This is a genomic window from Paenibacillus sp. NPDC058898, assembly GCF_049316025.1.
Taxonomy (GTDB): Bacteria; Bacillota; Bacilli; order Paenibacillales; family Paenibacillaceae; genus Paenibacillus_AQ.
On record NZ_JBMOSM010000024.1, the window covers coordinates 49,245 to 61,631 of the forward strand.

General features: G+C 47.2%; 11 protein-coding genes. 9 read left to right on the forward strand and 2 right to left on the reverse strand.

What is annotated here, in order from left to right:
- Positions 1-418 precede the first annotated feature (418 nt).
- The 7 genes from ACOZB4_RS32490 (at position 419) to gyrB (ending at position 7,024) form a co-directional block, all read left to right on the forward strand.
- Positions 419-565: a hypothetical protein gene (locus ACOZB4_RS32490; RefSeq protein WP_379412076.1), complete on the forward strand. Its 147-nt coding sequence runs from the start codon at positions 419-421 to the stop codon at positions 563-565.
- A gap of 142 nt (positions 566-707) precedes the next feature.
- On the forward strand, positions 708-2,054 hold the full coding sequence (gene dnaA / locus ACOZB4_RS32495; protein ID WP_076326303.1) for a chromosomal replication initiator protein DnaA: 1,347 nt from the start codon (positions 708-710) through the stop codon (positions 2,052-2,054).
- A 202-nt stretch (positions 2,055-2,256) separates the two neighbouring features.
- Complete coding sequence (gene dnaN / locus ACOZB4_RS32500) at positions 2,257-3,399, forward strand: DNA polymerase III subunit beta (RefSeq protein WP_098749608.1); 1,143 nt, start codon at positions 2,257-2,259, stop codon at positions 3,397-3,399.
- 38 nt (positions 3,400-3,437) lie between these two features.
- Positions 3,438-3,653 (forward strand): S4 domain-containing protein YaaA, encoded by a 216-nt coding sequence (gene yaaA / locus ACOZB4_RS32505; protein WP_076326305.1) that lies wholly within the window; start codon positions 3,438-3,440, stop codon positions 3,651-3,653.
- Between the two features lie 56 nt (positions 3,654-3,709).
- On the forward strand, positions 3,710-4,822 hold the full coding sequence (recF, locus tag ACOZB4_RS32510) for a DNA replication/repair protein RecF (protein WP_076326306.1): 1,113 nt from the start codon (positions 3,710-3,712) through the stop codon (positions 4,820-4,822).
- A 13-nt stretch (positions 4,823-4,835) separates the two neighbouring features.
- A complete protein-coding gene (gene remB / locus ACOZB4_RS32515; protein WP_071219299.1) occupies positions 4,836-5,087 on the forward strand; it encodes an extracellular matrix regulator RemB in 252 nt (83 codons plus the stop codon).
- Between the two features lie 26 nt (positions 5,088-5,113).
- The gene (gyrB, locus tag ACOZB4_RS32520) at positions 5,114-7,024 is read left to right on the forward strand and encodes a DNA topoisomerase (ATP-hydrolyzing) subunit B (RefSeq protein WP_076326307.1); all 1,911 of its coding nucleotides are present in this window, start codon (positions 5,114-5,116) and stop codon (positions 7,022-7,024) included.
- 132 nt (positions 7,025-7,156) lie between these two features.
- On the opposite strand, the gene ACOZB4_RS32525 is transcribed toward gyrB, so the two are convergent.
- Positions 7,157-7,969 carry a YheC/YheD family protein gene (locus ACOZB4_RS32525; protein ID WP_379412107.1) on the reverse strand — a complete coding sequence of 271 codons (813 nt, stop codon included), beginning with the start codon at positions 7,967-7,969 and terminating at the stop codon, positions 7,157-7,159.
- A gap of 411 nt (positions 7,970-8,380) precedes the next feature.
- On the opposite strand from ACOZB4_RS32525, the gene gyrA reads away from it, so the two are divergent.
- Entirely contained in the window at positions 8,381-10,876 is a 2,496-nt protein-coding gene (gyrA, locus tag ACOZB4_RS32530) for a DNA gyrase subunit A (RefSeq protein ID WP_076326309.1), read from the forward strand.
- Positions 10,877-11,048: 172 nt separating this feature from the next.
- Positions 11,049-12,161 (forward strand): HD-GYP domain-containing protein, encoded by a 1,113-nt coding sequence (locus ACOZB4_RS32535; RefSeq protein ID WP_379412111.1) that lies wholly within the window; start codon positions 11,049-11,051, stop codon positions 12,159-12,161.
- On the opposite strand, the gene ACOZB4_RS32540 is transcribed toward ACOZB4_RS32535, so the two are convergent.
- Positions 12,155-12,387 (reverse strand): hypothetical protein (locus tag ACOZB4_RS32540; protein WP_379412114.1); only part of this gene is annotated, 233 nt, incomplete at its 5' end. The two genes, ACOZB4_RS32535 and ACOZB4_RS32540, sit on opposite strands and share 7 nt — an antisense overlap.

Consider the following 12,387-nt stretch of genomic DNA (forward strand, 5'->3'; position numbering starts at 1 on the left):
CTTGACTCCCCGTTCCGATTTTTTCTAATCATACGGTCCCTTCACAAAAAAGGTTTCAAAAGCCAAAGGATTGCCTATTGCCAACTTAAGTCCCTAATAAACTGCCGTTATACGACACCCATCGCGATTTAAACCTTAAATAAGGGGCCTTTCAAAGGCTCACGGGTACAGATTAAGCAAGATTTTTCTATAAAAAAAGCCCTCAAATGGAAATCTAGCGATTCCATTTGAAGACTATCCACAGCCATTTTTCACCTTTGGTCGATTGATTGGCTGCTAGAACATTCAACCATAAGTTATGAACAGATGGTGAGAGAAGAAAATTCTGCTTGCGAATCGGACAACCTGTGAATAATTTTTTGCGTTTTGAGGCCAATGATGTCGAAGGCTAAACAAATTATAAACAATATATAGTGGTGTGAATAAAAATTATGCACAACGTATTGAATTTGTGGATAAATTAGCGACATACATTGAAAATAAGGCCTTCTTTTGCTATGATGATATTACTTTTGGTTGTGAATATGTGAATGAAGCTATAATATTATCAACAGGCTGTGGATAAAGTTGTGAACAATTTCAATTTATCCATATTTTTTTGTTTCCACAGGAGTTAGTTCTGGGGATAATTAGACATCATTCATTTTCTTTCGACAATTCCACACATGGCTCTAGCCACATTTGGAAGATTTAAAGGAGTGACAGTTTTGGAAAGCCATACTTCCGAATTATGGCAAGAAATATTATCGATCATACAAACCAAGCTGAGTAAACCGAGTTTTGACACTTGGTTTAAAGCGACCAAGGCATTGACCATTAACGATCACTCCGTCGTCATTTCAGCACCGACAACGTTTGCTGTGGAATGGCTGGAGAGCCGATACACCAAGCTGGTTAGTGCAACCGTACTGGAGGTGGTGGGCAAACAGGTGGATGTCCGCTTTGTCATTGAAGAGGCTAAAGGACACGAACCTGTGCCGCAGCAGCCCTCGCCGCCGCTTGAAATATCCGGGGAGGAAATTCAGTCTCATATGCTGAATCCGAAGTATACGTTTGATACCTTTGTCATCGGTTCTGGCAACCGGTTCGCGCATGCTGCCTCGCTCGCTGTTGCTGAAGCTCCGGCTAAGGCGTATAACCCATTATTCCTATATGGTGGAGTTGGTCTTGGAAAAACGCACTTGATGCATGCGATCGGCCACTATATTTTGGAGCACAATCCCAGCAGTAGAGTCGTATATATTTCCTCCGAGAAATTCACCAACGAGTTCATCAACTCCATTCGGGATAACCGCGCTGAAAGCTTCCGCAACAAGTACCGTAGCGTCGATATTCTGCTCATTGACGATATTCAGTTCTTGGCAGGCAAAGAATCGACGCAGGAGGAATTTTTCCACACGTTTAACGCCCTGCACGAAGAGCGGAAGCAGATTATCATATCCAGTGACCGTCCGCCTAAGGAGATACCGACGCTGGAAGAACGGCTCCGTTCCCGGTTCGAATGGGGATTGATCACCGATATTCAACCACCGGATCTGGAGACGCGGATCGCTATTCTTCGCAAGAAAGCGAAGGCCGAGAATCTGGATATTCCAAACGAAGCCATGATGTATATCGCCAATCAGATCGATACGAACATTCGTGAGCTCGAAGGTGCCCTGATCCGTGTCGTTGCCTATTCCTCCCTAACCAATCAGGACGTAACCACGCATCTGGCAGCCGAAGCCCTGAAGGATATTATTCCGTCCAGTCGGCCGCGAATGATTACGATTCAGGACATCCAGCAAAAGGTCGGCGAATATTACAACCTGAGGCTGGAAGACTTCAAAGCCCGCAAACGGACCAAAGCCGTCGCGTTTCCGCGGCAAATTGCCATGTACCTGTCCCGTGAATTAACCGACTATTCCCTTCCCAAGATCGGAGAAGCATTCGGAGGCCGGGATCATACCACTGTCATACATGCCCATGAGAAGATTACCCAATCTCTGAAAAATGACCAGGAGCTGTTTAAAGTGGTCAATAATATTACGGAGAAAATCAAAAATCCAACCTGAACAAGTTCAAAGCCTATGCACAATCTATACACATGTGGATAGGCTTAATTTTATGCCTTTTCCGGGGCTTATCCACATATTCAGTGCCCCTATTACTATTACTAATAATAATTAATAAATAATTTAACCATAAAGAGGGGAATCCTCTTGGCATTCGCCAAGTGAAAAAACCCCTCTCATTTTTCCGTAAGGAGTGAAATTGATGAAAATCAGCATATTAAAAAATGTATTAAACGAATCCATTCAACACGTATCCAAGGCGATTTCCAGCCGAACCACAATTCCGATCCTCAGCGGCATTAAACTGGATGTCACCTATTCGGGTGTCACACTAACTGCTAGCGATACTGATATTTCCATTCAATCGTTTATTCCTGCGGAAGATGAGAAGCATACCATTGTCCAAGTAGAACAGCCTGGTAGTGTTGTGCTGCCAGCCAAATTTTTCGTTGAAATCATCAAGAAACTCCCTTCCCAAGAAATCCAAATGGAGGTAAAAGAAAACTTCCACACCTTTATCTCTTCGGGAGCTACGGAAATTCAGATGGTGGGTTTGGACCCGGAAGAATTCCCTGTATTGCCTAACATCGAAGACAGCCAAACCGTTTCTTTGCCTGGAGATCTGCTGAAAAATATGATCAAGCAAACGGTATTCTCCATTTCCACCCATGAAACAACGCCTATTTTGACTGGGGTATTATGGAGTCTGAACGACAATGAGCTGAAATTTACCGCTACAGACCGTCACAGATTGGCAACTCGCTCCGCACAGCTGGACAATGCGCAGGACATTTCGTTCAACAATGTCGTTATTGCGGGTAAAACGCTGAATGAGCTGAGCAAAATCATTCCGGACCAAAATACGCTGGTTGATATCGTTGTAGCCGATAATCAGGTATTATTTAAAATTGATCGTGTTCTGTTCTATTCCCGTATACTGGACGGCATTTATCCCGATACTTCTAGAATTATTCCAACATCGCATAAAACAGAACTCGTTTTGGACACAAAAAAATTAAGCGAGTCGATTGACCGCGCTTACCTGCTCTCCAAAGAGGAGAAAACGAACATTGTTCTCCTGCAAACGATGGAACATGGCGGCATCGAGATCTCTTCCAGCTCTTCCGAGCTTGGTAAAGTGCGTGAAGAATTGGATCTGGTCGATTTCAAAGGGGAGCCGCTGCGCATCTCGTTCAACTCCAAATATATGCTGGACGTGCTCAAGGTGGTTGAAAGTGAACAGCTGATGATCGCTTTCATGGGAGTTATGAGCCCGATCATTCTTAAACCGCTCGACGACAGCAAGAGCCAATATATTATTCTGCCGTACCGTACGGCCAATTAAAGTTATCCCCATGTTGATAGGGATGAAAGGACGAAGTCATGAAACAAATATTTATCCACAGTGAATATATCAAGCTGGATCAGTTCTTGAAGCTTTCAGATTGCGTATCCACAGGTGGGATGGCGAAGGCACTGCTGCAGGAAGGAGCAGTTCTGGTCAACGACGAAAAGGAAGAGCGGCGCGGACGCAAACTGGTACCTGGCGACATTGTCAAGGTGGAGGATTGCGGAACGTTTCAGGTGGCAGCACAATAGACAGCCTCCCGCAGCCGCTTTGGCGCTACGCGCGGAAGACGAGGGAGAGGATAAGCTTGTTTGTCAAAAATGTCAGCCTGCAGCACTATCGAAACTACGAGAAGCTGCAGCTTGAGGCGTTTGGTGACGTTAATTTGATTATCGGACGCAATGCTCAGGGAAAGACGAATTTGATGGAGGCGCTCTTCGTGCTTGCTTTAACGAAGAGCCACCGTACCTCCAAGGATCGCGAATTGATTGGATTCGAGCAATCCAGTGCCCATATATCAGCCGAGATCGACCGCAAGTACGGAGCTTTGAAGCTGGAGCTGAGTTTATCCCAGCAGGGGAAGAAAGCAAAAATCAATGGACTTGAGCAGCGGAAGCTTAGCGATTTCATCGGCTCGCTCAATGTCGTGATGTTTGCTCCCGAGGATCTGGAGATTGTCAAAGGCACGCCGGGGGTTCGCCGCCGGTTTCTTGACATGGAGATCGGCCAGGTGGCACCAAGCTACTTGTTTCATCTGCAGCAATACCAGAAGGTGCTCGTGCAGCGTAACAATCTGCTGAAGCAATTATGGGGGAAGGGCAGCGCCGAACAAGCGATGCTAGACATTTGGAACAGCCAATTGGCAGAACATGGTGTTAAAATCGTCAAGAAGAGGAAACAATTTATAAAAAAGCTGCAAAAGTGGGCTGAAAGCATCCATCAGGGAATTACAAACGGCCTGGAAGAGCTCTCTTTACACTACCTTCCGTCCTTTGCTGACGCGGAGGAAGAAGATGAAGCTGTCTTATTTGAGACATTTATGATAAAATTATCACAAATGAAAGAGCAAGAAATACGGCGTGGTATGACATTGGCAGGTCCTCATCGAGATGATCTGGCTTTTTATATTAATGGCAAAGAAGTCCAAACGTATGGATCTCAAGGTCAGCAGCGGACGACGGCGCTATCTTTGAAACTGGCTGAAATCGAGCTGATACAGGAAGAGATCGGTGAATATCCGGTGCTGCTTCTGGATGATGTGCTTTCTGAATTGGATCCGTACCGGCAGACACAATTGATCGAGACATTCCAGAGCAAAGTGCAGACATTCATCACGGCGACGGGCATTGAGAGTTTGAATACCGACAAATTGAAGGGTGCCAGCATTTTTCATGTCCATGACGGACAGGTGGGCTCTTAAGGAGTGATTCCATATGTATATTCATTTGGGCGGAGAGAAGATTATCCGTTCGTCGGAGCTGGTTGGAATTTTTGATATCTCGATCGAGAAATCCTCAAAAATCTCCAAGCAGTTCGTCACGCATGCCCAGCAGCATAAAGTCGTGGAGATGATTGGCGAAGAAGATCCGAAATCCATTGTGGTGACGAAATCGATCGTCTATTACTCTCCGATCTCCTCTGCAACGCTTAAGAAGAGAGCCAATCATTTTGTAGCTCAGGCATAACAGAATCTGTAGAAGTAGGTGAAGGCATGTCTATGAATCAACCGACATATGATGAGAATCAGATTCAGGTACTGGAAGGATTAGAAGCCGTTCGTAAACGTCCGGGGATGTACATCGGGTCCACCAGTGCCAAGGGTTTGCATCATTTGGTATGGGAAGTTGTGGACAATAGTATTGACGAAGCAATGGCGGGAATATGCGACCATATTGAAATCATTGTCCATGAGGATAACAGTGTTACCGTTGTCGATAACGGGCGCGGAATTCCGGTCGGCGAGAACGCCAAACTGAAGAAGTCGACGCTGGAAGTCGTTATGACCGTCCTTCATGCCGGCGGTAAGTTTGGCGGCGGCGGATATAAAGTATCCGGCGGTCTGCATGGTGTTGGTGTCTCAGTTGTGAATGCACTGTCTTCGAAAGTCGTGGTTCAGGTCAAACGTGATGGGCACATCTACCAACAGGAGTATCATCGCGGCGTACCTCAATATGATATCAAGATCATCGGGGATTCCGACGATCACGGGACAACCGTAACCTTCCTGCCGGATTCGGAGATTTTCACGGAAACAACGGAATATGATTACAACACGCTGCTGACACGGATCCGTGAGCTGGCGTTCCTGAACAAAGGCATTGCGCTTACACTGACGGACGAACGTACAGGTGCCTCCGACTATTTTAAATACGAGGGCGGAATCATTGAATACGTCAAGTTCCTGAATGAGAAGAAGGAAGCGCTGCACGAAGACCCTATCTATGTTGAGGGTTCACGGGATAATATTCAGGTTGAAGTGTCGCTCCAGTATAACGATAGCTATACCGAGAATATTTACTCTTTTGCAAATAATATCAACACGCACGAAGGCGGAACGCACGAATCCGGCTTTAAGAGTGCGCTCACTCGAATCATCAATGACTATGCCCGCAAAACGGGATTGATCAAAGATAACACCAACAACCTGTCGGGTGACGATGTGCGTGAAGGATTGACGGCAATCATCTCGGTCAAAGTACCGGAACCGCAGTTCGAAGGACAAACCAAAACCAAGCTCGGCAACAGTGAAGTGCGCGGTATTGTGGAATCCTTGTTCGCTGAGAAGCTGCAGGAGTTCCTGCAGGAGAATCCATCGGTTTCCCGCCGGATCTTGGAGAAGGCGCTTCAGGCATCACGTGCTCGTGAAGCGGCGCGTAAAGCCCGCGAGATGACACGCCGGAAGAGTGCGCTTGAAGTCAGCGCATTACCAGGTAAACTGGCAGACTGCTCTTCCAAGGATGCCTCCATCAGTGAGCTGTACATCGTCGAAGGTGACTCTGCCGGCGGATCCGCCAAGCAGGGACGCGATCGACATTTCCAAGCCATTTTGCCGCTTCGGGGTAAAATTCTCAACGTGGAAAAGGCGCGGCTTGACCGTATCCTCTCCAATGCGGAGATCCGGGCGATCATTACAGCGCTGGGCACAGGGATTGCGGAAGATTTCGATCTGTCCAAGGCCCGTTACCACAAAATCATTATTATGACTGATGCCGATGTCGACGGTGCGCATATTCGTACCTTGCTGCTGACGTTCTTCTACCGTTACATGCGTAAGCTGGTGGAAGCTGGTTATATCTATATCGCCCAACCGCCGCTCTTCAAGATCGAGCGCAATAAGGTGATCCGCTATGCCGGCAGTGAGAAAGAACGTGACCAGATCATTAAGGAGTTCGGTGAGAACGTCAAAATTAACGTACAGCGCTACAAAGGTCTCGGCGAGATGAACGCCGGACAGCTGTGGGAGACGACGATGGATCCGGAGAGCCGTACCATGCTTCAGGTGACCATCGAAGATGCGATCTTGGCCGATACATTGTTTGATACCCTGATGGGCGATAACGTTGAACCGCGACGGGATTTCATTCAGGAGCATGCGAAGTCGGTCCGTAATTTGGACGTATAAGGTTTTCATTCAAAAAGGGGCATCCCAAGGTCTGTGAAGGCCTCAGGGCTGCCCCTTTATTTTTACGATGGATGTGGATTTGGTGTACTCGCCATATAACCAAATTTGGGGGATTAATTAATATATCGTATGCTAACCGGTCTTTTTGACTTTTTTCTTGCTGGATAAGTTACGCCCATAAGCGGTCGCATATTTTTTTACTTGTTTGTAGATGCTCGGATCTTTGAAAAATTTCTTGAACGGGAACAGTGCAGGTTTGGTATTAACCTCTAAGATCCAGATGTTCCAGCGACCGTCAATGGCTATATCAAGGCCGATTTCTTTTAGCTTGGGATAGGATTTCTGCAGCTGCGACGCGACATTCACCCCAAGCACGTTCAGCTCCTTACGGATGTTCTCCGCCTCTTCTGCTGTCATATGCTCGGTCATCAGCGGTTTATAGTGCTGGATTGTCCCACCGCTATGGTGGTTGGTAATGATTTTATTCTTGGCCGCCACCCGCCCGATTATTCCTGTGCTCACCCACTGACCGGAAGGGCTCTTCTGAGTTAGTACCCGTAGATCAAAGGGGCGGCCTTTATGGCGAAGCAGATGGATGCCTTGCTGAATGAGATACTCCTTTCCCTGAAACAAAGCACTCAGTGTTTTATCGAGACTCTCCAGGGAGGTAAATATTTCAGTTTTCTGATCATAACGAAGTTTGTAGGAAATAGTCTGGGTTTCGTCGGCATCAGCGTTTTGGGATTGGAGCTGCTCGACTGACATGACGCCGATGCCGTAGGTCCCCTGGTCAGGCTTGATATACACAAGCGTATGTGTGCCCAGCATGTCACCAAGCGCCTCCATTGAATATTGGCGGGTAGAGGGAACATAAGAGGCTAGACCTTTATTTTTTAAGAGTATTTTCGTTTTCGCCCACTTGCTTGCAACGCGTTGGATAGTCAACCATCTTCATCCTTTCCAGCTGTGTGATGGGAGTGACAGGATTTGACCTGTCTCGTAATACAAACTCGTGTCGATCCGGTTGATTTGAAAGAATCGGGTTGTCTCCAGCAAGAGAGCTTATACCCGGAAAACATAGGACAAGTATGACAAACAGTGGTATAATATAAAGATGTGATGATACGAAAAGTCCTGTGCAATGCATTGTATGTGAAAAGGGGCACGGAGGACAGGGCGTATATCCCGGTTTCCGGGCAAGAATCATTCTTTCACTTGATCCATCCCGTGTTTAATTGTGCTCGGTTTGTGAAAGTAATATAATAAAGGTTAGTGCGTTTTTAGATTTCTGATCACTATTCTGCTTTTTTCACATAGATCAAGGCATGGTTGATAGGAAAATGAAGGAGGTCCAGCATGGCGGAAGAAAATTTCTCCCAAATCAAAGATCGTGACATTGGTACCGAGATGCGCGAGTCCTTTATGGACTACGCGATGAGTATCATTGTCAGCCGGGCTTTGCCGGATGTACGGGACGGAATGAAGCCAGTACACCGTCGTATTTTATATGCGATGTCTGAACTTGGAATGGCCCCGGATAAACCGCATAAGAAATCGGCAAGAATTGTTGGCGAGGTTATCGGTAAGTACCATCCTCATGGTGATTCCGCAGTTTATGAATCCATGGTTCGGATGGCGCAGGACTTCTCCATGCGTTATATGCTTGTTGATGGACACGGAAACTTCGGTTCCATTGACGGCGATATGGCAGCGGCTATGCGTTATACCGAGGCTCGTTTATCGAAGATTGCTATGGAAATGCTGCGTGATATTAATAAAGAGACTGTAGATTTTGCTCCTAACTATGACGGTGAGGAACAGGAACCGGTCGTTCTTCCTGCGCGTTATCCTAACTTGCTGGTCAACGGCGTATCCGGGATTGCAGTAGGTATGGCTACTAATATTCCGCCTCATAATCTCGGTGAAGTGATCGATGGCGTTCAGGCGATGATTCGAAACCCTGATATCACACCGATGGAGCTGATGGACTATATTCAAGGACCGGATTTCCCGACAGCGGGATATATTCTGGGACGTGAAGGGATTCGTCAAGCCTACCGCACGGGGCGAGGGTCCGTTACGATGCGGGCAAAGGCGACCATTGAAGAGAATAACAACAAGGCGCGCATTGTCGTTCACGAGATTCCGTATCAGGTGAACAAGGCTCGTTTGGTTGAGAAGATCGCGGAACTGGTTCGCGATAAGCGGATTGATGGCATTACGGATCTCCGCGACGAGTCGGACCGTAACGGTATGCGGATTGTTATTGAGCTGCGCCGGGACGTCAATCCGAATGTCGTTCTGAATAATCTGTACAAACATACGGCCATGCAGTCTAATTTCGGTATTAACATGCTGGCCATCGTAAACAATGAGCCGAAAATTTTGAACCTGCGTGACGTGTTGTTCCACTATTTGGAGCATCAGGTCGTCGTTATCCGTCGCCGGACCGAGTTTGAACTGAAGAAGGCGGAAGCTCGGGCTCATATTCTCGAAGGTTTGCGGATTGCGCTGGATCATCTCGATGAGGTTATTGCCCTCATTCGCGCGTCACAGACCACAGAGGCTGCTCGCGAAGGCTTGATGGAGCGTTTCGGTCTCAGTCATGAGCAGGCGCAGGCCATTCTGGATATGCGTTTGCAGCGCCTGACTGGACTCGAACGTGAGAAGATTGAGAACGAGTACCAGGAATTGCTTGCCAGAATTGCGGAACTGCGCGAGATCTTGGCTAATGAGCATCTTGTGCTGCAGATTATCAATGATGAGCTCCAAGAGATTAAGGAGCGCTTTTCTGATGAACGCCGTACCGAAATTACGGTCGGGGAAGACAGCATCCTGGACGAGGATCTGATTCCACGTGAAGAAGTGATCATCACCATTACGCATACCGGTTACATCAAGCGTCTGCCTGCGAACACCTATCGCAGCCAGAAGCGGGGCGGCCGCGGCGTAGTGGGGATGGATACGAAGAGTGAGGACTTTGTCGAGCATCTCTTCGTTACGAATTCTCACCACTACCTGATGTTCTTCACGGACAAAGGGAAGGCGTACCGGTTGAAAGCTTATGAGATCCCAGAGCTTAGCCGTACCGCCCGCGGAACACCGATCATCAACCTGATTCAGATTGAACAGGGCGAGTCGATCAATGCCGTGATCCCTGTGGAGAACTTTGACAGCGATAATTTCCTGTTCTTTGCAACGCGCCAGGGTGTCGTTAAGAAAACCCCACTTGAGGATTATGTCAATATCCGCAAGGGCGGTCTGATTGCGATCAACCTGCGCGAGGATGATTCCCTGATCGAGGTTAAGCTGACAGATGGTCAGCAGGAGATCATCATGGGTACGGCACAGGGAATGTCCATCCGCTTCAAGGAGAGTGATGTTCGCTCGATGGGAAGAAGCGCGACGGGGGTTAAAGGAATTACACTGGATGACCATGATGAAGTCATTGGCATGGACGTGGTGGACCAGGAACTTGATATCCTTATTGTAACGACCAAAGGTTACGGTAAGCGGACGCCTGCAAGCGACTACCGCAGCCAGACCCGTGGCGGTAAAGGGATCAAGACCATCAATATTACGGAGAAAAATGGACCGGTTGTGGCACTTAAGGTCGTGAAATCAGAAGAGGATCTCATGATTATTACGTCTAGCGGCACCATCATCCGTACGAGCATGGAGGGTATCTCCACGATGGGCCGTTATGCTCAGGGCGTGAAGCTGATCAACATCCGTGAGGATGATTCCGTAGGTACCGTGTGCCGTGCGGATAAGAGCGATGAGCCTGAAGCCGGCGAAGAGGAAGAAGAAGGCCAAGATGGCACGGAGCCGCTTGAGCCGACGGAAGAATAATCCAAAGTATCGGGCATGGATGCAGATTTGCATTCATGCTCTTTTTTTGTCTTACCGGATTACAAATTCAGGGAATTGGTATTGTACAGGCCGCGAAAGACGAACTATAATATGTATAATATAAGGTGAAGTTTGCTGCTATGACGCAGCTTAATAGATGGAGAGGTTGATCATGACGATCAAAGCCGTGAATGAAGTGGTGGCTGGAGTAAAGCTGGCCAAAGATGTGTATACGCCTCTGGGAGGCCTTTTGCTTCAAAAAGGGAAGGTCTTGCTTCCTCGGGATCTAGAGGTTTTGAAAGCTTTCATGGTGGACCGTGTTATTGTGGAATCCGTTGAGGCAGACAGCACTAGAATACCAACCGTAAAATCCGCCGGACAGAAGCCGTCGCTGATCTTTACGGGAAATCAACAGGGCAGTGGGAACGAAGAGGCAACTGTCCGAAAAGACTTGGCTTTGCATGAGGAATACGACAAGACCATGATCCTGGTCAAAAACTGTTACCAATCCGCCATAACGGGCGAGCTGCGAATGTATGAAGTTCGCAATCAAATGGACAACTTATTAAAACACCAACATGAGTATCATATCCTTAAATTTATTCCACGCATGACCAATCGCCATGATTATCGCTATCACAGTGCAGTACTGTGTGCCCTTTCCTCTTATAAGCTGGCACAATGGGTGGGGCTCCCGCAAAAAGATTGGATGCAGGTAGCCTTTGCAGGACTGCTGCATGATATCGGAAATGCCAAGATTGATCCGATTGTGTTGAACAAACCTTCCAAACTAACCGACGAAGAGAACGAAGAAGTACGTCAGCACACGACCTACGGTTATCAGATTCTCAAGAATGTTGCGGCGGTGAATGAAGGAGTTCGGCTAGCAGCTCTCCAGCATCATGAGAAAGTAGATGGCTCGGGGTATCCACTGCGGCTGGAGGGGAACAAGATTCATATCTATGCCAAGATTGTTGCTGTTACCGATATCTTTCATGCGATGACACTGGATAAGTTTTATCGAAATGCCCAATCGCCTTATGTTGTGTTGGAACAAATCCAACTGGAGGCCTTTGGCAAGCTGGATCCAAAGATCGTTCAGACTTTCATCCACAAGGTAACCGCCTTGCATTCAGGTACTCGAGTGCGGTTGAGTAATGGCACTTCCGGAGAAATCGTATTTACGGATGCCCAGCATCCAACGAGACCGATGGTATCGGTTCAGGGGGAGATCATTAACTTGATGCAGCAGCGCCAACTCTATATAGAAGAAGTCATTTATTGATATTCAAAAAAGGGTTGACCTACATAGGAATGCTGTGATATATTATTTCTTGCCGCTTCTGAGCGGATATATATCGCAGCTTTCAATGAAATAAAAGTTTTCAAAAAAAGCTTGCTAAATAATTGAGAGTGTGATATATTATAAGAGTTGCTGGTGCGAACGAGATTCGCTGGTAACGAAGAAGTTGATCTTTGAAAACTGAACAACGAGTGAGTAAAACGAACCA